Source organism: Nocardiopsis sp. TRM 82005 (assembly GCF_056312425.1).
The window spans coordinates 1-21148 of the sequence record NZ_JBWDTQ010000045.1; the positions used below are offsets into that span (position 1 = coordinate 1).

Sequence of the window (21148 nt, forward strand, 5' to 3'; positions counted from 1 at the left end):
CTCCTACTTCGTGGTGGCGCACTTCCACTACGTGGTGTTCGGCACCGTGGTGTTCGCGATGTTCGCGGGCTTCTACTACTGGTGGCCCAAGTTCACCGGCAGGATGCTCGACGAGAAGCTGGGCAAGTTCCACTTCTGGCTGCTGTTCCTCGGTTTCCACGGCACGTTCCTGGTCCAGCACTGGCTGGGCGCCATGGGCTTCCCGCGCCGTTACGCCGACTACCTGCCCGGTGACGGTTTCACGGAGCTGAACCAGATCTCCTCGATCTCGTCGTTCGTGCTGGCGGCCTCGACGCTGATCTTCTTCTGGAACGTCTACGTCACCGCGCGCAGGGCGCCGATGGTCACTGTCGACGACCCGTGGGGCTACGGCTGCTCCCTGGAGTGGGCGACGTCCTGCCCTCCGCCGCGGCACAACTTCACGTCGCTGCCGCGGATCCGGTCGGAGCGTCCCGCGTTCGACCTGAACCACCCGCACGCCGCGGCCCCGGGCGCAGTCCCGGCGGGCGCCACGAAGGAGTAGGGGCGAATGAAGACGCAGGCCTATCTGTTCATGGGCGTCTCGACCTTCTTCGGTCTTGCCGCCGCCCTGTACCTGTTCTGGTCCTACCAGGAGACCGGCACGGTCGAGTGGACGGGTACCACCGCCCTGGTGGTCTCCATCGGCTTCGGCTGGATGATCGGTTTCTGGCTCTGGCAGGCGGCCCGCCGCAGCGAGCACTTCCACGGGCTTCCCCCGGAGGAGCGGCTGGACGGTGAGATCGCCGAGAACTCCGGTGAGTACGGGTTCTTCAGCCCGCACAGCTGGTGGCCGTTGTTCGTCGCGCTGTCCGTGGCCTTCACCGCTGTGGGTGTGGCCATCGGCTGGTGGATGGTGTTCATCGGTTTCTTCGTTCTCATGCTCACCGTCATCGGTTGGGTCTTCGAGTACTACCGCAAGGAGTTCCAGCACTAGCGGGCGCGCGGCCACCGGACCGGTGGCCGCGCGCTCAGGCCCCGGCGGCCGGCGGGTCCGTGTGATCCGGCCGACCGCCGGGGCTTTGCGCTGCCTGGCGGCGACACCGCCCCGGATTCACCGGTGCGGGGTCGTGGGAAAGGTAGGCTTTGCGAAGATCTGACCTGACTGTGGCCCCGCGGACGCGAGTCCGTTTCCGTGTGCGCCGGGGTCCCCGCCGCAACGGACGCTGGAGGTCCTTGGCGTGAAGGGACGAGTTTTCCGGCCGGTGCCGTGCCGCCTGGCCGCCGTGGCCGCCGCGGTCGCGCTCGTGGCGACGGCCTGCACCAGCGCGCCGCGGCAGGAGCCTGAGGCCGCCCCCAGCCCGCAGGAGCCGACCGGGCCCGAGATCGCCATCACCCCGGAGGAGGGCGCCGCGTCGGTGGCTCCCGACACCCCCGTGCGGGTGTCGGTGGAGGAGGGCACCATCACCGACGTCCTGGTGGAGCAGGCCGCGGGGGACGCCGGGGGCGACGCGGAGGCGGAGCAGGCCGCGGTCGGGGAGGGCGCGGAGTTCCCCGGAACCCTGAGCGAGGACGGTACCGAGTGGGTCAGCGACCGGAACATGTTCCCGGGATCGACGGTCACTGTCCGCGCCACCGCCGAGGACGAGGACGGCGAGGGGTCCGAGGCCGTCGCCGAGTTCGGCACCGAGGAGGCCGTGGACGGTCGGCGCCTCGAACTGGCCTCCAACTTTCCCGTCTCCGGTGACACCGTCGGTGTGGGCATGCCCGTGATCGTCAACTTCGACCTGCCCGTGCAGAACAAGGCCCAGGTCGAGAACTCCATGGAGGTCACCTCCGAGTACGGGGCCGAGGGCGCCTGGAACTGGGTGGGTGACCAGATGGCGGTGTTTCGCCCGAAGGAGTACTGGGAGCCCTACCAGGAGGTCAGCGTCGATCTGCGCCTGGCGGGGGTGGAGGCCTCCGAGGGCGTTTACGGTATCGACAACCACCGCATCGACTTCGAGGTGGGCCGCGAGATGCTCGCCACCATGCACGTGCCCGACCAGGAGATGAGGGTGGAGATCGACGGCGAGCCCGCGCGCACCATCCCGGTGAGCAACGGCAAGGCCGACGAGCGTTTCGACACCACCAGCTCCGGCGTCCACCTGACCATGGAGAAGTACGAGTCCCTGGTGATGGACGCGGCCACCGTCGGTATCCCCGAGGACTCGCCGGACTACTACAAGCTCGACGTGGACTGGGCGGTGCGTACCTCCAACAGCGGCGAGTTCACCCACGCCGCGCCCTGGAACGAGGAGATCGGCTCGGCCGACGTCTCCAACGGGTGCACGAACATGTCGGTGGAGGACGCCCGGTGGTTCTACGACCAGGCGCTGATGGGCGATGTCCTGGAGACCACCGGGACGGACCGGCAGCTGGAGTGGGACAACGGGTGGGGCTTCTACCAGCGCTCCTGGCAGGAGTGGCTGGACAACAGTGCCACCGGTGAGCCGCAGGTGACCGACGGGTCGGGCACGCCTGGCTCCGTGCACGGCGAAGGACTCTAGAACCTCTGGGGGCTTGAGCACGGGGCGGAGCGGAAAGCCCAGGAGGGACACGCCCTAGGAGTCCTCCAGGAGGGCGTCCAGGCGCTGGGCGGCGCGTTCCCAGCTCCACGTGCGTCTCACCCATTCGCGGCCGTGTGCGCCCATCTGGGCGGCGCGGTCGGGGTCCTTCAGCAGCCGGATGAGGGCTCGTGCCGTCGGTCCTGGCAGTGAACCGTCCACGACCAGGCCGGTCCGGCCGTCCAGGACCGTGTCGGGGGCGCCGCCGGAGTCGCCCGCGACCACGGGCAGGCCGCAGGCCGAGGCCTCCAGGTAGACGATTCCCAGGCCCTCGGCCTCCAGTCCGCCGCGCCGGTTCCGGCAGGGCATGGCGAACACGTCGCCGGCGTCGTAGTAGGACGGCAGCTCCTGCGCGGGGACTGAGCCGGCGAAGACCACCGAGTCCATGCCGCGCGCGGCCGCGCGCAGCCGCTGCTGGTGGGGGCCGTCGCCGACGATGAGCAGGGCAGCGTCGGGTACGTCGGCCAGGACGCGGGGCCAGGCGCGGATCAGGGTGTCCTGTCCCTTGCGGGGCACGAGTCGGGACACGCACACCACCACCGGGCGGTCGCCCAGGCCGTGGCGCCCGCGGATCCCGTCGCCGCCGGAGCCGGGGCTGAAGCGGTCGGTGTCCACGCCGGGCGCGAGCTGGCGCATGCGCGCTGCCGCGTCCGGGGACAGGGCCCGGGACAGGCGCCGCCGGGTGTACTCGCCCAGGTAGGTGACGGTGTCGGTGGTCTCGCCGATACGGCGCAGTGCCTGTCGGGAGCCGGGGAGCGCCGCCCACCAGGTCTCGTGGCCGTGGCTGATGGCCACCTGCCGTTTGACCGGGGTGCGCTCGCCCAGTCCGGCGGCGAGCAGTCCCAGTGGTGCGGCGGCGCCGTAGACCACCGAGTCGCAGCCCTCCAGGTCGGCGATGGCGCGTGCCCGTGCGGCCACCCGGGGGGTGGGCAGCAGGACGCGGGCGGCGTCGCGCACCACGGGGAAGGGCTGGTGCAGGTCGAAGTGCGGGTCGGTGGCGGCGTCGGAGGGGGAGGGCGAGGAGCAGTAGACCACGACCGAGCCCTGGGGGCGGCGCAGGGCCATCTCGTGGACGAAGGCCTCGATGCCGCCGGATTTGGGCGGGAAGTCGTTGGTGATGATCAGGGTTCGCGACACGGGGATGAGTCTAGGACCTGTGCCGTGGGCGTGTCCGGCTCTCGCGGTGCCGGGTGTGGTGCCCGTCGTGCGCCTGGTGGCCGGCCGGGCACGGGCGGGCGGGGTGTCCTGGTCGTAGTGGTCTACGGCGTCAAGGCAGGGGGCCGAAGGTGTCTGCTCCGTGAGGGCCGGAACAGGGCGGTGCCCCGCGACGGTCCGCCCGTCGCGGGGCACCGGGGTACCGGACCGGTCCGCCAGTCAGGGGCGGACGGCGGTGACGAAGTTGCTGCGGTAGTAGTCGTTCAGGGTCACCTTGCCGATGGGGCGTGCGGACGTGGAGGCGTGCACCATGACGTTGTCGCCCGCGTACAGGCCCACGTGCTCGGGGCCTTGGCTGCCGGGGTAGAAGAACAGCAGGTCGCCGGGCTGCTTGTTCTCCCAGGAGACGCGCTGTCCCGCGTTGACCTGCTGGTAGGTGGTCCGCGGCAGGACCACGCCCGCGGCGCCCCAGGCGGCCTGGGTCAGGCCGGAGCAGTCGTAGCCGTCGGGGCCGGTGCCGCCCCAGACGTAGGGCAGTCCCACCTTGGAGTAGGCGAAGTCCAGAACGGTCCGGGCGCTGCCCGAGGCGGGGCCGGTGTAGCTGCCGCCACCGCCGCCACCGCCGCCGGTCTGGCCGACGTTCTCGGTGGCCGCCGCCAGTTCCTCGGCGGTCAGCTCATCGAGCAGTTCCTCCTGCTCCTCGATGGCGGTCTGGGACTCCTCGGTGGCCTCCTCCGCCTCCTCCAGGGCCTCGGCGGCCTCCTCCTCGGTCTCGGTCGCCTCGGCCTCCAGCGTCTCCAGGTTCTCCAGTTCCAGGACGTACTGCTCGAGGTTCTCGTCGTGCTGCTCGGACAGGTAGTCCAGGTCGGCCTGGTGGGTCAGGGCGTTCTCGGGTCCGGCGGAGCTGACCAGCTGGTGGAAGGAGGTGAGGTCGATTCCGGTGTAGGTGGAGCTGGCGAGCTGACGCGCGCCCAGGCCGAGTTCCTCCACCTGTTTCTCGGCGGTCCCGACCTCCTCCAGGATCTCCTCCAGCTTCTCCTCGGCCGCCTCGTGCCTCTCCTCGGCCTCGTTGTAGGCCGCGTTGAGTTCGATGAACTCCTCTTCGAGGCGTTCGATCTCCTCGCGGACCTCGTCGGCCGTGGGCTCGGCGTGGGCCACCGCACAGGGCAGGAGGAGGGCGGCGGCGGTGAGGGAGGAGACGACCGCTGTGCGGCGCCCGCGACCGCGGCGGGATGCAGACACGTGTAGCACCTTTCTCCCCTTGTCCCAGGCCGTGCGGGAGCAAGGGATGCACCGGGGGAGGGCCGAGGCCTCAGAACGCGGTCCGAGGGTCGGGGGACCGCGGACCCAGGGGATGGGAGACCATGGCCCCGAGGATGGGGATCGGCCTAATCCGGACGCGGTCGTCACCGCCAGGGGGCGGTGAAAAGGAGCGACCGCGCTCGGCGGTGAACACTAGTGCATGCGTTGGGCCTCTCTCAACCTTTTCGTGACGTTTCGCTGGTCGAAGCGATACGTCCGAAACCCCGTTTGCTGTCCTTTAACAGCGGCGGGGCCGCCACCCGCCGGGTGGCGGCCCCGAAGGCCTCGGGGCGCCGCCTACGGGCGGACTCCGAACTCGAACTGCCCGGCCCAGTACGTGGCCAGGTCCACGATCTCGATGTTGCGTCCGGTACGCGGGGCGTGCACCATCTGGCCGTTGCCCGCGTAGAGCCCGTTGTGGCCCATCCCGGAGAAGAACATGATGTCGCCCGGCTGTAGGGCGTTCATGTCGTTGATGCGGTGGCCCACCTCGGCCTGTGCGTAGGTGGTGCGGGGCAGGTCGACGTTGCCGTTGCGCCAGGAGGCCTGGACCAGGCCGGAGCAGTCGTAGCCGTCGGGGCCGGTACCGCCGTAGATGTAGGGCAGTCCCACCTTGGAGTAGGCGAAGTCCAGGGCCGCGCCCGCGCTGCCCGAGGCGCTGCCGGTGTAGGACTGGCCCCCGCTGTCGTCGGTGCCCTCGGCGGAGGCGTCGGCCTCGGGGAACTCCGCGAGGAGCGTCTGCTGCTCCTCGATCTTCCCCTCGACCTCCTCCTTGGCCTCCTCGGCCTCCTCCAGGGACTCCTCCGCCTCCTCCAGGGCCTCCTCGGCCTCGTCCTTGAGGCTGAAGAGCCGTTCGGAGGACTCACCGAACTCGTCCAGCTGGGCCTTCTGGGAATCCGACAGGTAGTTCAGGTCGGCGTTCTGGTCCAGCAGGGCCTCAGGGCCGTCGGAGGCCAGGATGTTGGTCGTGGAGTCCAGGTCACCGGTCTGGTAGGTGGCGTTGGCGAGCTGCTGCACCTTTCCGCGCAGCTCCTCGTAGCGGTCCTCCTCGTCCCCGACCTGCTCCTCGAGGTCGTCGTAGAGGGTCTGGGCGACCTCGTGGTCCTCCTCGGCCTGGTTGTACTCCTGGACCGCGGTCGAGGCCTCCTCGTTCAGCTCCTCGATGCGCTCCTCGACCTCTTCCTTGGTCGGCTCCGCGTTTGCGGTGCCCGGAGCGATCAGGGTGCTGGCGACGACCGCGCTGATTCCGGTCGTGGCAGCGAATCGGCGAGCCGTACGCCGACCACCGGGGTTCTTCATGGCGGTCCATACTCCTTGGGGTTGGAAAGTTCGCACAAGGGTGCTGGGGGAACGGTCACGGGTCCGTGCGGGGGCACGGGAGGGCTTGTGCGCGGGTTGCCACCGGCGGGCAACGGGGAGTATGTCCCGTCCGATGGAACACTCACGTTCGGGAAGAACCTAGCGGACCGTTCCGCCCGGCTCAACCAGGGGGCCGCCCACACGCCGGTTCCCATGGTGGGGCGACCGCGTGCGGGGCGGGGGTGCTCCCTAGCCGTGCGCCTCCAGACGGCGCAGGAAGATCGTCGAGGGCACCGCGCGGGCCCCCGCCCGGCGCACCGCCGTCACGATCTCCCTGTCGGAGGTGACCACCGCGATCGGCCGTCCTGTCGGTTCGGCGCGTACCAGGCGCACGATCAGCTCGTCGGCGGTCTCCCCGGGTGCGCTGAACAGCAGCCGTACCCGGCGCGTCGGCGCCACTACCGGAGGGGTGTCCACGTCGGCGCCGTCGAAGACGCACGTGATCTCGGCCTTGGTGCGGCTGGCCAGTCCCTCCAGCGAGTTCATCAGCCGGGTGCGCTGGTCGGCCAGCGGGATCGTGCCGTAGCCGGTCTTGGTGACGTTGTAGCCGTCCACCAGCAGGTGCACACGCGGCACCGTCAGCAGGTACTCCAGCAGGCCGGGGTCGTCGTCGGGCAGCCCGCCCAGGGACACCCGCCGCTGTTGCTCGGTCTCGGCCACCAGGTCGGCGGGGTTGTCCAGGGCGGCGGGCAGCGCGAGCTCCCGGCGCAGCCCGTGAGAGGCGTCCACCAGCACGTCCAGCAGCACGCGTAGCCGCGCCTCGTCGGCGTTGCGCCCGGCACGTACCGCGCGGCGGGCGTTTTCCACCTGCGCCTCGGCGGCGGCCAGCCGTGACCGCAGCCGCCGGTTCTCCGACTCCAGCGCGCCGACCTGCGCGTTCGTCTCCGACTCGCGGTCGGCCGTATCGGCCAGTGCCCGCGAGGCCCGCTCAGCGGCCTCCTTGGCCCGTTGGCGTTCGGTGTGCACCTTGCGGCGCAGTTCGGCGATCTCGGTGCGTTGCGCCTTCATCTGGGAGCGCAGCCGCTCCAGTTCCGCCTGGTGCCCGTGCCGGGCCTCGTCCAGTTGGCGGCGTGCAGTGTCGAGCGCCTCGGCGGCCTGGTCGGCCTCCTTGGTGCTGGCCTGGCGTTCCAGTTCGCGGTGGACGCCCTCGATGATGTCGGGCCACCCCTTCGGACGCAGCAGGTAGGCGCAGGCCGCCACCGCCACGGGGTCGGCGGCGGGTGGCACCATGCCCGAGCGCAGGCCCTCGGCCAGCTCCGGCCACACCTGTTCGACCCGTGCCGCGACCATGGCGCGGAAGGCGTCGTCGGTCTCCAGCTGGGCGGCGATCTGCGGTCCGGCGAGCCTGGCTCTGCGCCGGGGCTCGAACTTGGCCACTCTGCGCAGCAGGGGAGGCAGGTCGTTGGCGCGCATGCCGCCGAGCACGTCGGAACCGTACTCGACGACGCGGGCGCGCACCGGCTCGGGCAGGGCGCGGGCCACTTCCTCCCCGCGGCCGTCGGGGCTCGCCGAGGGGGCGTCCCCGTCGGTCGGGTTGTTGCCGTCGGAGTCGTCGCCCGCCTCCGGGCGGGCGCTCATGCCCGACCCGTCGGGCTCTCCGCCGGGGAACCGGGGGCCGACCGGTCGGCGTTGGGGCGGGCGATGATCTCCACGCTGTCGGTGGCGCCGCACCAGCGGCACCTGATGCGCTCGATGGTCTCGGAGAGCACGGTGCGCTCCTCGACCCCGCCGTTACCGGCCAGGTCCAGGTGGACGTAGTCCTGGGAGCGGGTCGTACGGGTCACGTCGAACCGTGTGAGATTGCCGCACCCGGTGCACCGCCATCGCTCATTGTCACCCGGCATCGCGATCCCCACGGTTCCTCCTCGTGCTCGTGTCCTTCGGTGGCGGCTCGCCGAACCGATGTCCCCACATCTTTCCATGTCGGGCAGGTCAGACCGTATCCCGCCAGGTTGTCCCTACTGCCGACTACCCTGACCGGGTGGTTCGACAGTCCGCGGCGCCCACTGGCGTCCAAACCAGCATCAGCGACCTCGGCACGCCGTTGGCCGCGGCGACGTTCGTCGTGCTGGACCTGGAGACCACCGGTACCAGTGCCAGCGGCTCACGGATCACGGAGGTCGGCGCGGTTCGGGTGCGCGGTGGCGAGGTCGTCGACGAGTTCGCCACCCTGGTCGATCCTGGTGTCCCCATTCCAGCCAATATCACCCTGTTGACCGGGATCACCCAGTCAATGGTGGCCACGGCTCCGCCGATGGAGGAGGTACTGCCTCGCGTCCTGGCCTTTCTGGACGCTGAGCCCGGTACCGCGCTGGTGGCTCACAACGCGCCCTTCGACACCGGTTTCCTCAAGGCCGCGTGTGAGCGCCACGGGGTGGACTGGCCCGGCTACCCGGTGGTGGACACGCTGCGCCTGGCCCGGGCGGTGCTCCCCCACGGGCAGGCGCGCAACCACAGGCTCGCCACGCTCGCTGCCCACTTCGGGGTCCCGGTCACCCCCAACCACCGGGCCCTGGACGACGCACGCGCCACCGTGGGCGTCCTGCACGGGCTGATCGAGTGCCTGCGTCCCATGGGCGTGTCCAGTCTGGAGGAGCTGCGCGCGGTCACCAAGCCGCCCACGAAGGCGCAGCGCAGCAAGCGCCACCTGGCCGAGGGGCTGCCCGAGGAGCCGGGGGTGTACGTGTTCACCGACGCGCGCGGGGCCAGCCTCTACGTCGGTAAGAGCAAGAACCTGCGCCGCCGGGTGCGCTCCTACTTCACCGCGGCCGAGAGCCGCCAGCGCATCCGTGAGATGGCGGGACTGGTGGAGGGGGTCACCCCCATAGTGTGCTCCAGCGAGCTGGAGGCATCCGTCCGCGAGCTGCGTGTCATCGCCGAGCGCAAGCCGCCCTACAACCGGCGCTCGCGCAGCCCTGAGCGTGCTTGCTGGGTCAGGTTGACCACTGACGCCTACCCGCGCCTGTCCGTGGTGCGGGACGCCGGGGACGCCGGTGCGACCCACATCGGTCCCTACAACTCGGCGGGGGAGGCCGAGCAGGCCAGGGAGGCGCTGCTGTACGCGTTTCCGCTGCGCCAGTGCACCCACACCTTCACCCCGCGGGGGGACGGGACCGCCGCACCCCGGGTCTCGGGCGGCGGGGGCCGGAGAGGGGATGGTGTCCATGAGGTGTCCGTCGGAGGCGGCGGGCGCTGGACGGGTGCGTGCGTGCTCGCCCAGCTGGGCCGGTGCGGCGCGCCCTGTGACGGTAGCGAGAGCCTGGCCGGGTACACCGTTCACGCCGATGCCGCGCGCGCCGCCATGGCCGGTGACCCGGCCGCCGTCGTGGACGCGCACACCGCACGCATCGCCGAACTCGCCGCCGAGCTGCGCTACGAGGAGGCCGCGGGCCTGCGCGACCGCCTCACCGCGTTCCTGCGTGGCGCTCGGCGCGCCCAGCGCCTGGCCGCCGTCGCCGCCGTCCCGCACATGGTCGCCTCCCGCCGTACCGGCGCGGGCTGGGAGACGTGCGTGGTCCGCCACGGCCGCCTGGCCGCCAGCGCGGTGCTGGGCCCGGGCACCGACCCGGCGGCCTTCCTGTCCTCCCTGGTCGCCACCGCCGAGTACGTGCCCGCCGGACACGGGCCCAGCCCCAGCGCCGTCCCGGCCGAGACCGAGCTGGTCCTGGACTGGCTCACTGATCCCGCCACCCGGCTGGTGGAGATCGAGGGGGAGTGGACATGCCCGTTACGCAGCGCCGAGGCGCACACCGAGATGACACACTGGGCGCATGGCCGCGCTTCCGCTCAATGACGACTACCCCGTTCGCCGCGTCCCCGTCGTCGCGTACACGCTGATCGCGGTCAACGTCCTCGTCTACCTGATGTCGCCCCAGGCGGCGACCGCCGTGTGGTATCCGGCCGACGTCATCGGCCGGTACTGCGCGATCCAGGACTACTTCATGTTCTGGGGCGCGGTCCCGGCCGAGATCCTCGGTCGTGTGGACCAGGTACCGCACGCGGTGCCCGAGTGCGGTGGGTTCGGCGACAAGCCCGTGTGGTTCTCGGTGTTCAGTTCGATGTTCCTGCACAGCGGGTCGCTGCACCTGATCAGCAACCTGATGTACCTGTTCGTGTTCGGCCCCGTGGTGGAGGACCGCATCGGTAAGCTGCGCTTCCTGGCGCTGTACCTGGTCACCGGGGTCGCCGCGGCCTACGGCTTCGCCCTGAGCGACGCCGGCGGCACCATGCCCATGATCGGCGCCTCCGGGGCCATCTCCGGAGTGCTGGGCGCCTATCTCGTCGTGCAGTTCCGCAGCCGGGTGACCGTGCTGGTGTTCGGTGTGGTTCCGATGCGTCTGCCGGGGTGGGCCGTGGTGGGCAGTTACTTCGCACTTCAGTATCTTCTCTACGTCACCACATCGAACGCCCCCGGTGCCGACAGCGGGGTCGCCTACGCGGCGCACGTGTACGGGTTCATCGCCGGGGTGATCGTGGGACTGGTGGTCTACCGGCTGCGATGGCGCTCCGGGACGCGGCTCTCCGACGTCTATTAGGACGTGTTCCGCGGAGTGCGCCCTGGCGCGTCCCCGCGCGGTCGGCGCGCCCGTCCCGTACCGAAGAACCGCCCTGGAGGCACACGTGATCACCGCGATCGTCATGATCAAGGCCGACGTCAACCGCATCCCCGAGGTCGCTGAGGCGATCGCGGAGATCGACGGGGTGAGCGAGGTCTACTCGGTCACCGGCGGCGTCGACCTCATCGCCATGGTGCGGGTGCGCCAGCACGAGGACCTGGCCGAGGTGATCCCCGGGCGGGTGAACAAGGTTCCCGGCGTGCTCTCCTCCGACACCCACATCTCCTTCCAGGCCTACTCCAAGCACGATCTGGAGTCGGCCTTCGCACTGGGCTGGTAGCCGGACGGGGTGTCCACAGGGCGCGGCGGCCGGCGGGCCCGGCCCCGCGCCCTCCCACTGTTGGCGTTCCTTGGCGCTCAGAGCGCCTTGGCGTGCTCCTGGCTGATCTGTACCCAGCGCTCCAGCGCGCGCTCGGCGGCGCCGCCGTCCACGGCGGCGGTGGCACGCTCGTACCCGGCCCGCACCGCCTCCAGCAGCGAGCCCTGGACTCCGTCCACGGCTGCCAGCGCGGCGCCCGCGTTGAGCAGCACCGCGTCGCGCACCGGGCCGGGGCGGCCCGCCACCAGGTCGCGGACGGCCTGGGCGTTGAACTCCACGTCGCCGCCGCGCAGGTCCTCCGGCTGGGACCGGGCGATGCCCAGGTCGGCCGGGTCCAGCGCCTCGCGGCGGGCCCGGCCTTCGCGCACCACCCACACCGTGGATGTGGTCGTGGTGGTCAGCTCGTCCAGCCCGTCGTCGCCGCGAAACACCAGTGCTGAGGAGCCGCGGCGGGCGAACACCCCGGCGATCACCTCGCACATACGTTCGTCGAAGACCCCGATCGCCGAGGTCGACGGCTGTGCCGGGTTGGTCAGCGGCCCCAGGAAGTTGAACACCGTGGGCACCGCCAGTTCGCGGCGCGTCTTGGCGGCGAAGCGCAGCGAGGGGTGGAACATCGGGGCGAAGCAGAAGGTGATGCCCGCCTCCTCGGCCACCTGCGCGGTCAGCTTGGGCGGCAGGTCCAGGACCACGCCCAGGCGTTCCAGCACGTCGGCCGTGCCGCAGGAGGAGGAGGCCGCCCGGTTGCCGTGCTTGACCACGCGGGCTCCGGCGGCCGAGGCCACGATCGCCGCCATCGTCGACACGTTCACCGTGTGGGCCCGGTCGCCGCCGGTGCCCACGATGTCCAGGGTCGGACCGGACACGCTCACCCGTACCGCGTTGTCGAGCATGCCCTGGGCCAGGCCGGTCACCTCCGACACGCTCTCGCCCTTGGCTCGCAGCGCGATGGCGAACCCGGCGATCTGGGCGTCGGTCGCCGAGCCGGACATGATCTCGTTCATCGCCCATTCGGTGTCGGCGGCGCTGAGGGACAGGCCGCCCAGCAGGGCGGTGATCAGGTTGGACCAGGTTCGTTCGGTCACGGCGGACCGCTCGTCGGCTCCGGAGGCGTCGGGAGAGTTCGCGGCAGAGACGTTCATCGTTGTTGCTCCACGGTGAGGAAACGGGCGCGGGAACCCGGGCGGCGGGTGACGGGTGGGCCGCCTCAGGCGCCCGGAGGAAGGGGCTGGATGTGGCCGCGCCATCGCCCGGTGTCGGCGCCGTGGTTCAGGGTGGCGCCCACCACGCCGCGGCGGCGCAGTTCCCTCTCGTCGTTCTCGACCGCTTCGAGGCCGTGTCCCACCCCGGTCACCCGCTCAGGGCAGTGACCCGCTGGCGCATCAGCTCGGCCAGGGACTCGGCGAGCGCGACGGGGTCGATCGGGTGGCTGACGACCTTCTCGGCCCGCGCCCAGGTGGCCAGCCAGCCGTCGTCGCGCCGTCCCACCAGCAGCAGCACCGGCGGGCAGCGGTAGATCTCGTCCTTGACCTGCCGGCACAGGCCCATCCCGCCGACGGGGGCGGTCTCGCCGTCGAAGACCGCCACGTCGATACGCGTGGACGGGTCGGTCTCCTCCAGCTTGCGCAGGACGGCGGGCGAGGTGGCGCACTCGACGAACTCCACCTTGGGTACGTCCAAGGACGGCCGGCGGCCGATCGCCAGCCGTACCTGCTCACGGGTGTCGGCATTGTCGCTGTAGACCAGCACGCGCATTTTGGCACCCGTGTCCGTACCGCTGACCACCATCGCGCAACCGTCCCATCGCGTCTGTCCGCGGCCGCCGCCATGGGGGTGCGGCCGAGGCGTTCGTTGGCTGTATGCCTCTGACTGTATTGCCTTGTGGCCCCGCTGCCCAGAAGGGGGTTCGGGGCCAGGTCCGGCACTGAGACCTTCGACACCAACAGGATGCCAGCATGCTCGGGTCGTGCGTTAACCCGCCCCGGAGCCTGCGTTATGAAACAGTTACTGTTTCGATGCCTGGGCGTTGGTTCGGGTGGGTTGGAGTGCCGTCCGCGGGGGTACGGAACGCCTCAGCTGTCCAGGATCGCGATTTTCGGCCCCTCTCGGGCGCGTCGCTGGCCCACATGAGGAGGACGACCCGCTACAGTAACGTCCCTGTCACGGCGAACGGGCCGTTCGAGGCCCCCGGAGCCCCCTGCGCCGACGCTGATCCGTCGCGTTACGGGGGGTCGAGTACAGGCCTGCGCGAGATGCCGTAATAATGCTCCCGTGGCGACAGCAACCGCGAACCCAAAAACAGCACCGACACCAGCGCATGGTGCGGCAAAGCGTCCTGACCTGGTGAGTGTTGGCACCATCGTGTGGTTGGCCAACGAACTCATGTTCTTCGCTGCGCTGTTCGCGATGTACTTCACCATCCGATCGGTGACCAACGGAAACCCCGAACTGGGGGACTGGCCGACGACCCACCTCAACGTTCCGTGGGCGTCAGCCATCACCGTGGTCCTGGTGGCCTCCAGCTTCACCGCGCAGTTCGGCGTCTGGGCCGCAGAGCGCGGCGACGTCAAGAAGCTGCGCATGTGGTTCTACATCACGTTCTTCATGGGCCTGTTCTTCGTTCTTGGACAGGCCTACGAGTACTACGAGCTCATCCTCCACCAAGGCCTGACTCTCCAGTCGAGTGCCTACGGGTCGATGTTCTTCCTGACCACGGGCTTCCACGGACTCCACGTCATCGGTGGGCTGATCGCGTTCCTCATCATGCTGGGACGCACGTACGCCGCGAAGCGCTTCACCCACCAGCAGGCGACCAGCGCGATCGTCGTGTCCTACTACTGGCACTTCGTCGACGTGGTCTGGATCGCTTTGTTCTTCACCATCTACTTCATCCAGTAACCCGAAACGGGGAAACCGTGAAATGGATTACCGCGCGGCGACGGCATCCCCTGGCGGGGTATGTCGTCGTCATCCTCGCGCTAGCCCTGTTCGGGGTGGGATACGCCGCACTGGCGCCCACCGCCGACCAGGCCCAGGCGCAGCCCCTCGCCGCTGACGCCCCGTCACAGGGTGACGTGGACGTTCTCGAGGGCAAGGAAATCTTCGACCAGACGTGCGCGACCTGCCACAACTACGAGGGCAGCGGGACCGCCAACGCCCCCGACATCCGCGACGTCGGTCCTGCGGCTATCGACTTCCAGGTCAGCACCGGTCGTATGCCGTCCATGGACCCGGACAACCAGATGCCGCGCAAGCCCATGGTCATGTCCGAGCAGGAGCTCGACAACCTGATCGCCTACTACAACGAGGAGCTCAGGAACGGCGACAACGGCGCCGACGTGCCCTACGACGTCCCCGGCACCGCGCCCGAGCGCTCGGAGTTCGAGGACGAGGAGGCCTACGAGGCCGCGGCCGAGGAGTACGAGGCCTACATCGACGGCCCCGAGAACACCGACATGGGCATGAAGCTCTACCTGACCAACTGTGCGCACTGCCACGGCTGGTCGGGCGGCGGCGGCGCCCTGACCGACGGCCGCTGGGCCCCCGAGATCCACGAGGCGTCCCCGCGCCAGATCTACGAGGCCATGGTCACCGGTCCCGGCGCCATGCCGATGTTCAGCGACGGCCTCATCGAGCCCGATGAGAAGCAGGAGCTCATCTCCTACGTGAAGACCCTCCAGGCCGAACCGGACGCGGGCGGTATCTTCGCCCTGGAAAGGGTCGGCCAGGTGGCCGAGGGCTTCATCTCGTGGGTCGTCGGCCTGGCACTGATCATTGCCTGCGCGATCTGGATCACCGCGAAGCAGCGAGCCCATGACTGAGAACAACACCAACGACAACAACGAGTCCGAGGGCCCCACTCCTGAGCGTGTGGTCGGCACCCCGAAGGCCGAGGAGCGCGTGGTGTCCGGCACCGCCGCCGGCCCGCACGACGAACATGCCGGTCCGTACAAGGCCTCCGAGACGCACGCTCGTCCGGAGGAGACGCAGCGCAAGGGCGAGAAGATCGCCTCCGTGTGGTTCGTCCTGGCCTTCCTCGGCGGCCTCGGATTCCTGGTCTCCTACTTCGTGTTCGGGCCGGAGGCGATCGCCGAACCGCAGATCTCCCAGTACTCGAACATGCTGCTGGGTGGCACGCTCACCCTGTCCATGTTCGGTATCGGCGCGGGTATGACGGTCTGGGCACGCCAGGTGATGCCCCACTACGACGTGGCCTCGCCCTACGACGAGCTGCCCTCCGACGAGAAGGAGAAGGGCTCCTTCGGCGCGTTCTTCATGCAGGGCGCCGACGAGAGCGGCTTCACCAAGCGTCCGCTGATGCGGCGCACGCTCATCCTGGCGATGCTGCCGCTGGGCCTGGCGCCGGTCGTGCTGCTGCGCGACACCGGCCCGCTGCCCGGCGACAAGCTCAAGACCACCGCGTGGGAGAACGGCCGGCGCATGTACGTGGAGGGCACCCACCGCGCCATCCGCGCGGAGGACTTCGAGAACGACCCCAACGGGATGATCTCCGCCCTGCCCGCGGTCGACGACGAGGACCACCCGCACGGGATCAGCCTCGACGAGCAGGCCAAGTCCGTGGTCTTGTTGATCAAGATCCCGGAGGACGCCTGGAAGGAGAGGATGACCCAGGAGGTCGAGGGCACCGACGGCGAGACGCGTCTGAACTGGACGCACAACGGCATCGTCGCCTACTCCAAGATCTGCACCCATGTGGGCTGCCCCGCGGCCCTGTACGAACGCACGTCGCACCGCATCCTGTGCCCGTGCCACCAGTCAACGTTCGACGCCGCCGACGCGGCCAACGTCGTCTTCGGCCCGGCGCACCGCGCTCTGCCGCAGTTGCCGATCGGCGTCGACGATGAGGGCTACCTCGTCGCGACCGGTGGTTTCACCGAGCCGCCCGGTCCGACGTTCTGGGATTACGCGAAGGACTAGTCGATGAGTAAGACCACGCAAGCACCAAAGGCGCTTCGCGGCGTCGGCAACTTCATCGACGACCGCTTCCACCTGGCCAAGACCGGTGAGAAGAACCTGCGCAAGGTCTTCCCGAACCACTGGTCGTTCATGCTGGGTGAGATCGCGCTGTACTCGTTCATCATCCTGCTCGTCACGGGTGTCTTCCTCACGCTCTGGTTCAAGCCGAGCATGGGGGAGATCATCTACGACGGCTCCTACGAGCGCCTACAGGGCGTTCCCATGTCCGAGGCCTACGCCTCCACGCTGTACATCGACTTCGAGGTACGCGGCGGGTTCCTCGTCCGGCAGATCCACCACTGGGCCGCGCTGATCTTCGTGGCCTCACTGGTGGTGCACATGCTCCGCGTGTTCTTCACCGGGGCGTTCCGCAAGCCGCGCGAGATCAACTGGCTGATCGGTGTGGCGATCTTCGTCCTGGCCATGCTCGAGGGCCTCTTCGGCTACTCGCTGCCCGACGACCTGCCCTCGGGCATGGGCGTGCGCATCCTGCAAGGCGTGATGATGGCGCTGCCGCTGGTCGGCCCGTACATCTCGATGTTCCTCTTCGGCGGGGAGTTCCCCGGCGAGGACATCATCACGCGGCTGTACATGCTGCACGTACTGGCGATTCCCGCACTGCTGCTGGGCCTGATCGTGGCGCACTTCATGATCCTGTGGCACCAGAAGCACACCCAGTACCCGGGACAGTGGCGCACGGACAAGACCGTGGTCGGGACACCCATGTTCCCGGCGTTCGCGGTCAAGGCCGGAGGGTTCTTCTTCTTCACGTTCGCCGTGACCGCGGGTCTGAGCGCGTTCGTGCAGATCAACCCGATCCACCTGTTCGGTCCCTTCACGCCGACGTCCATCACCTCCGGGCTCCAGCCCGACTGGTACATGGGCTTCATGGAGGGGTCGCTGCGCATCTTCCCGAACTGGTTCGACATCTCGCCCTTCGGGTACGCGATCCCGACGGCCGTGCTGGTGCCGGGCCTGGTCGTGCCGGGTCTGGTCTTCGGCGGCCTGGCCGCCTGGCCGTTCGTCGAACAGTGGATCACCGGGGACAAGCGTGCGCACAACGTCGCCGACCGTCCGCGCAACGCGCCGGTGCGCACCGGCGTGGGTGCCGCTGGCATCACCTTCTACGGTGTGCTCTGGCTGGCCGGGTCCAACGACGTCCTGTCGGAGACCTTCTCGATCGACCTGTACCTGACCACGTACATCTTCCGTGTGCTGGCCATCGCGGGTCCGGTCGTGGCCTTCATCGTCGCCAAGCGGATCTGTCTGGGCCTGCAGCGCCGTGATCTGGAGACCCTGGAGCACGGTTACGAGAGCGGCACCATCCAGCAGCTGCCCAGCGGTGAGTTCGTCGAGGTGCACAAGTCCAGCTCCGAGGAGACGACCCACGTCCTGAAGAGCAAGCCGGCCATCACCTCGACGGCGCTGGCCGACGACGCCGACGTCGACGACAAGGGTGTGGAGAACCCCGAGGCCCGCAAGGGGCCCGGGAAGCTCCGCCGGGTCCTTGCCCACTGGTACACCAAGGACAACGTGCCGATCGACGGTGTGGAAGCACACAGCGGCCACCACTCCTCTCCGGAGGGTGAGAAGGAGGCCGCCCACTAGGGCGTGGCCCGTGGACACCGCCCGTCGCGCACGGAGCGGGTGTCCACGGAAGCAGGCCCTGGGCTATCGACGGACCCGGCCGCGAGTGCGGCCGGGTCCGTCGTGTCGTGCGTCCCCGGCCCCCGGGCTCTGTTCGCCCCGTACGGGCGTGTGGGCCGGCCGGGCGCGGTAGGGGGCCGGGGAGGCGCCCGGCGGCGGGAGGGGGCTTTCGGTGGCCGGGCCGGGGCCTGCCCGCGCGCACGGTCCGTCAGGGGCTGAGAAGCTGAGGGAGGCCGACCGGGCCGGTGCGTACCCGAGGGCCCCGCGGCACGCACCGGCCGTCACCCGGGTAGGGCCGGAAACGGCGGGAGCCGGCCGCCCCTCGGGGCGGCCGGCTCCGATGCGCGTGGGCCGAATGGTTCAGCCAGCGTAGATGTCGTCGATCTCCTGGCTCCACTGCTTGCTGACCACGTGGCGCTTGACCTTCAGGGAGGCGGTCATCTGGCCGCTCTCCTCGGTGAAGTCGCTGGGCAGGATCTTGAACTTCTTGATGCCCTCGGCCTTGGACACCGCGTTGTTGGCGTGGTCCACGGCCTCCTGGACGGCGGCGTTCAGGTCCGTGTCCTTGGTCAGGTCCGCGATCTCACCGGTCTTGCCGTTGGCTTTCTTCCACTGCTCGAACGACTCGGGGTCGATGGTGACCAGCGCGGCGATGAACTTGCGGTTGTCGCCGACCACCATGCACTGGCTGACCAGGGCGTGGGCGCGGATGCGGTCCTCCAGCACGGCCGGGGAGACGTTCTTGCCGCCCGCGGTCACGATGATCTCCTTCTTGCGTCCGGTGACGCTCAGGAAGCCGTCGTCGTCCAGCGAGCCCAGGTCGCCGGTGCGGTAGAAACCGTCCTCGGTGAAGGCGTCCTTGGTGGCCTTCTCGTTCTTCCAGTAACCGACCATGATGTGGTCGCCCTTGAGGAGGATCTCGCCGTCGTCGGCGATCTTCACGGTGGTGCCGGGCAGCGGCTGGCCCACGGTGCCGATCTTGTTGAACTCGGGGCTGTTCACGGACGTGGGCGCGGTGGTCTCGGTGAGGCCGTAGCCCTCGATGATGGTGAAGCCGATACCGCGGAAGAAGTGGCCGAGGCGGGCGCCCAGGGCGGAGCCGCCGGAGACGGCGTGTTCGGCGTTGCCGCCCAGAGCGGCGAGCAGCTTGCCGTAGACCAGCTTGCCGAACAGCGCGTGTTTGAGTTTGAGGCCGAGGGGGACGCGGCCGGTGTCGAGCGCCTTGCTGTAGGCGATGGCGGTGTCGGCGGCGGCGCTGAAGATCTTGCCCTTGCCCTCGGCCGAGGCCTTCTGCTCGGCCTTGGTGTAGACCTTCTCGAACACCCGGGGGACCGCGAGGAGGAAGGTCGGGCGAAAGACCGAGAACTGCTCGATCAGCTCCGGTCCGGTGGAGGGGAAGTGGCCCAGGGTGGCCTTGCCCTCGATGACCATGACCTGTACGAAGCGGGCGAAGACGTGGGCCAGCGGCAGGAACAGCAGGGTGGAGGGGTTCTCCTTGCCGAGCAGTACCTGCTTGGCCGGGCCGTTGAGCGCGCTGCGGGCGATGAACAGGAAGTTGCGGTGGGTGAGTTCGCACCCCTTGGGGCGGCCGGTGGTGCCCGAGGTGTAGATGAGGGTGGCGATGTCGTCGGCCTTGACCGCGGTGCGGCGCTTGTCCAGCGTATCGTCGCTGACGTTGGCACCCGCGGAGCGCAGCTCGGTGTACTCGGGGCCGTCGAACTTCCAGAGCGAGCCGAGGTCGGGGGTCCTGTCGCGGAACGACTCCACCCGCGCGGCGTGGTCCTCGTTCTCCACGAAGACGGCCTTGGCGCCGGAGTCGGACAGGATCCACTCGATCTGCTCGGCGGAGGAGGTCTCGTAGATCGGGACGGTCACGCCGCCGACGGACCAGATGGCGTAGTCGACGACGGTCCACTCGTAGCGGGTGTGCGACATCAGGGCGACACGGTCACCGTGCTCGATGCCCGCGTCGATCAGGGCCTTGGCGTACGCGGCGATGTCGCCGTGCAGCTCCGCCACGGTGACGTCGTGCCACTGGCCGGACTCCTGCCGACGGGCGGCGACGGCGTCGGGCTCGCTGGCCGAGCGCTCGTAGAGCGTGTCGGTCAGTCGCGCGTCATCGGAGATCTCAGCCTTCGCGGGAGAGCTGTATTCGCGCACGTGGTGCTCCTGGACATGTACGGGTTCTGATGGTGGGGACGTGACGACCGTAACAACAGGATCCTACTCACGAGTAGTAAGTGTTGCCGTTCGGTATCCAAAGGTAATCCAGGCGAAGGTGCGGCGGGAGGCGGACGCGCTGCTCAGCGTGCTGCCCTCGCCCGCGCGGGCGCGCTGGATACCCGTCCCCAGGGCAGGGTGTGTACGCGGGACTATGCCTGGTTCCGTGGTGTGTGACGCCACCCGGGCCACCGGGAGTGCGCTGGTCAGAGCGGTGATCCCGGTTGCTCCTCGTACGCACGCGAGACTATACGCCTGGTTTAACTTTTGTGCACATGAAGAGAGTTATGCGTCCTATGTAACGTTTGCGAACTTTCTGAAGTTCCAGGAGGCCTGTCGCCTTCCGCGTCTCGGCTCCGCGCCGCCGCGCGTGCACCCTGGTTCCTCCCTGATCCTGCCCTGAGAAGCCTCCCCGGAGCCTGGGGCGCCGGTTACCGTGAAGCAGAACGTGGCTCAAGGGAGGAACCTGACATGACGGAGAACGCCGACCGCGACAGCGGTCCGGGTGCGGAGAGGGACAGGGGCCCCGGCCTCGTCGACGACGCGCTGAAGCTGGTCGACAGCCTTCAGTACAAGCTGTTGATGGCCGGGGTCCGTCGCGGGGTCGGCGCGGTCACCTCGCCGCCTTCCGCCAAGGCGGACGTGTGGGAGGAGGCCATCCGCCTGGAGTCGGACCAGCGGCCTCCCGCGCTGGGGGAGGTCCTCGACATCGTGCGCACGTCCGCCCCGGAGGTCGCCGGACACCTGGGCCGCGCGGGGCTGGCCATGGCCGGTGCCCTGGGCCGTACCTGGGACGTGGTCGAGCGCTCCCTGGAGCAGACCCGCGCCGACACCGCAAGCCAGCAGCGCTCCGGAGGCGACTCGGGCCCGGGCCGTGGCGGGGATGCCGCCGATGGCGCCGAACGGTAGGTCACCGCAAGGGATTAGGGCCGGGGGAACGGGTTCGCCGACGGGGGTGTGCCAGGCCGTCCTGGGCCTGGTTTAATCGA

The 21148-nt window shown here is 69.5% G+C and carries 20 protein-coding genes; 11 read left to right on the forward strand and 9 right to left on the reverse strand.

Going from position 1 to position 21148, the window contains the following annotated elements:
• From AC0T5L_RS26200 to AC0T5L_RS26210, 3 genes are all read left to right on the forward strand, one after another.
• Positions 1-523 (forward strand): cbb3-type cytochrome c oxidase subunit I (locus AC0T5L_RS26200; RefSeq protein WP_476168163.1); only part of this gene is annotated, 523 nt, incomplete at its 5' end.
• 6 nt (positions 524-529) lie between these two features.
• Entirely contained in the window at positions 530-955 is a 426-nt protein-coding gene (locus AC0T5L_RS26205) for a cytochrome c oxidase subunit 4 (RefSeq protein WP_476168164.1), read from the forward strand.
• Positions 956-1199: 244 nt separating this feature from the next.
• Entirely contained in the window at positions 1200-2507 is a 1308-nt protein-coding gene (locus AC0T5L_RS26210) for a L,D-transpeptidase (protein WP_476168165.1), read from the forward strand.
• Between the two features lie 54 nt (positions 2508-2561).
• Here AC0T5L_RS26210 and AC0T5L_RS26215 read toward each other — a convergent pair whose 3' ends face one another.
• The 5 genes from AC0T5L_RS26215 to AC0T5L_RS26235 all read right to left on the reverse strand — a co-directional run bounded on the left by AC0T5L_RS26215 (position 2562) and on the right by AC0T5L_RS26235 (position 8236).
• Complete coding sequence (locus tag AC0T5L_RS26215; RefSeq protein ID WP_476168166.1) at positions 2562-3701, reverse strand: glycosyltransferase family 4 protein; 1140 nt, start codon at positions 3699-3701, stop codon at positions 2562-2564.
• A 237-nt stretch (positions 3702-3938) separates the two neighbouring features.
• A complete protein-coding gene (locus AC0T5L_RS26220) occupies positions 3939-4961 on the reverse strand; it encodes a C40 family peptidase (RefSeq protein ID WP_476168167.1) in 1023 nt (340 codons plus the stop codon).
• A gap of 357 nt (positions 4962-5318) precedes the next feature.
• Entirely contained in the window at positions 5319-6320 is a 1002-nt protein-coding gene (locus AC0T5L_RS26225; RefSeq protein ID WP_476168168.1) for a C40 family peptidase, read from the reverse strand.
• Positions 6321-6569: 249 nt separating this feature from the next.
• Positions 6570-7958 carry an NYN domain-containing protein gene (locus AC0T5L_RS26230; RefSeq protein ID WP_476168169.1) on the reverse strand — a complete coding sequence of 463 codons (1389 nt, stop codon included), beginning with the start codon at positions 7956-7958 and terminating at the stop codon, positions 6570-6572.
• On the reverse strand, positions 7955-8236 hold the full coding sequence (locus AC0T5L_RS26235) for a hypothetical protein (RefSeq protein WP_476168170.1): 282 nt from the start codon (positions 8234-8236) through the stop codon (positions 7955-7957). The genes AC0T5L_RS26230 and AC0T5L_RS26235 overlap by 4 nt, the downstream gene beginning before the upstream one ends.
• 125 nt (positions 8237-8361) lie before the next feature.
• On the opposite strand from AC0T5L_RS26235, the gene AC0T5L_RS26240 reads away from it, so the two are divergent.
• The 3 genes from AC0T5L_RS26240 (at position 8362) to AC0T5L_RS26250 (ending at position 11276) form a co-directional block, all read left to right on the forward strand.
• Positions 8362-10173 carry a DEDD exonuclease domain-containing protein gene (locus AC0T5L_RS26240; RefSeq protein WP_476168171.1) on the forward strand — a complete coding sequence of 604 codons (1812 nt, stop codon included), beginning with the start codon at positions 8362-8364 and terminating at the stop codon, positions 10171-10173.
• Positions 10151-10915: a rhomboid family intramembrane serine protease gene (locus AC0T5L_RS26245; RefSeq protein WP_476168172.1), complete on the forward strand. Its 765-nt coding sequence runs from the start codon at positions 10151-10153 to the stop codon at positions 10913-10915. The genes AC0T5L_RS26240 and AC0T5L_RS26245 overlap by 23 nt, the downstream gene beginning before the upstream one ends.
• Before the next feature lie 85 nt (positions 10916-11000).
• Positions 11001-11276: an Lrp/AsnC family transcriptional regulator gene (locus AC0T5L_RS26250; protein ID WP_476168173.1), complete on the forward strand. Its 276-nt coding sequence runs from the start codon at positions 11001-11003 to the stop codon at positions 11274-11276.
• Positions 11277-11353: 77 nt separating this feature from the next.
• Here AC0T5L_RS26250 and trpD read toward each other — a convergent pair whose 3' ends face one another.
• From trpD to AC0T5L_RS26265, 3 genes are all read right to left on the reverse strand, one after another.
• Complete coding sequence (gene trpD, locus AC0T5L_RS26255; protein WP_476168174.1) at positions 11354-12457, reverse strand: anthranilate phosphoribosyltransferase; 1104 nt, start codon at positions 12455-12457, stop codon at positions 11354-11356.
• 65 nt (positions 12458-12522) lie between these two features.
• The gene (locus AC0T5L_RS26260; protein ID WP_476168175.1) at positions 12523-12669 is read right to left on the reverse strand and encodes a hypothetical protein; all 147 of its coding nucleotides are present in this window, start codon (positions 12667-12669) and stop codon (positions 12523-12525) included.
• Entirely contained in the window at positions 12666-13103 is a 438-nt protein-coding gene (locus tag AC0T5L_RS26265; protein WP_476168176.1) for a hypothetical protein, read from the reverse strand. Before AC0T5L_RS26265 ends, AC0T5L_RS26260 begins: the two co-directional genes overlap by 4 nt.
• 483 nt (positions 13104-13586) lie before the next feature.
• On the opposite strand from AC0T5L_RS26265, the gene ctaE reads away from it, so the two are divergent.
• Genes ctaE through qcrB form a run of 4 tightly spaced genes read left to right on the forward strand, consistent with a single transcriptional unit; the run spans position 13587 to position 17900 of the window.
• Positions 13587-14213 carry an aa3-type cytochrome oxidase subunit III gene (gene ctaE / locus AC0T5L_RS26270; RefSeq protein ID WP_476168177.1) on the forward strand — a complete coding sequence of 209 codons (627 nt, stop codon included), beginning with the start codon at positions 13587-13589 and terminating at the stop codon, positions 14211-14213.
• A 17-nt stretch (positions 14214-14230) separates the two neighbouring features.
• Complete coding sequence (gene qcrC, locus AC0T5L_RS26275) at positions 14231-15136, forward strand: cytochrome bc1 complex diheme cytochrome c subunit (RefSeq protein ID WP_476168178.1); 906 nt, start codon at positions 14231-14233, stop codon at positions 15134-15136.
• A complete protein-coding gene (gene qcrA / locus AC0T5L_RS26280) occupies positions 15129-16253 on the forward strand; it encodes a cytochrome bc1 complex Rieske iron-sulfur subunit (RefSeq protein WP_476168179.1) in 1125 nt (374 codons plus the stop codon). Before qcrC ends, qcrA begins: the two co-directional genes overlap by 8 nt.
• 3 nt (positions 16254-16256) lie before the next feature.
• Complete coding sequence (gene qcrB, locus AC0T5L_RS26285; RefSeq protein ID WP_476168180.1) at positions 16257-17900, forward strand: cytochrome bc1 complex cytochrome b subunit; 1644 nt, start codon at positions 16257-16259, stop codon at positions 17898-17900.
• A 399-nt stretch (positions 17901-18299) separates the two neighbouring features.
• Here qcrB and AC0T5L_RS26290 read toward each other — a convergent pair whose 3' ends face one another.
• The gene (locus AC0T5L_RS26290; RefSeq protein ID WP_476168181.1) at positions 18300-20099 is read right to left on the reverse strand and encodes an AMP-dependent synthetase/ligase; all 1800 of its coding nucleotides are present in this window, start codon (positions 20097-20099) and stop codon (positions 18300-18302) included.
• Positions 20100-20630: 531 nt separating this feature from the next.
• Between AC0T5L_RS26290 and AC0T5L_RS26295 the strand changes: the two genes are divergently transcribed.
• Positions 20631-21068: a hypothetical protein gene (locus AC0T5L_RS26295; RefSeq protein ID WP_476168182.1), complete on the forward strand. Its 438-nt coding sequence runs from the start codon at positions 20631-20633 to the stop codon at positions 21066-21068.
• The last annotated feature ends 80 nt before the right edge of the window (positions 21069-21148 follow it).

What these genes read in the sequence shown, in the direction of transcription:
- AC0T5L_RS26205 (WP_476168164.1), top strand. Translation starts at nt 530, where the DNA reads ATGAAGACGCAGGCCTATCTGTTCATGGGCGTCTCGACCTTCTTCGGT.
- AC0T5L_RS26225 (WP_476168168.1), bottom strand. Translation starts at nt 6,320, where the DNA reads ATGAAGAACCCCGGTGGTCGGCGTACGGCTCGCCGATTCGCTGCCACG.
- AC0T5L_RS26230 (WP_476168169.1), bottom strand. Translation starts at nt 7,958, where the DNA reads ATGAGCGCCCGCCCGGAGGCGGGCGACGACTCCGACGGCAACAACCCG.
- AC0T5L_RS26245 (WP_476168172.1), top strand. Translation starts at nt 10,151, where the DNA reads ATGGCCGCGCTTCCGCTCAATGACGACTACCCCGTTCGCCGCGTCCCC.
- trpD (WP_476168174.1), bottom strand. Translation starts at nt 12,457, where the DNA reads ATGAACGTCTCTGCCGCGAACTCTCCCGACGCCTCCGGAGCCGACGAG.
- AC0T5L_RS26265 (WP_476168176.1), bottom strand. Translation starts at nt 13,103, where the DNA reads ATGGTGGTCAGCGGTACGGACACGGGTGCCAAAATGCGCGTGCTGGTC.
- qcrA (WP_476168179.1), top strand. Translation starts at nt 15,129, where the DNA reads ATGACTGAGAACAACACCAACGACAACAACGAGTCCGAGGGCCCCACT.
- qcrB (WP_476168180.1), top strand. Translation starts at nt 16,257, where the DNA reads ATGAGTAAGACCACGCAAGCACCAAAGGCGCTTCGCGGCGTCGGCAAC.
- AC0T5L_RS26295 (WP_476168182.1), top strand. Translation starts at nt 20,631, where the DNA reads ATGACGGAGAACGCCGACCGCGACAGCGGTCCGGGTGCGGAGAGGGAC.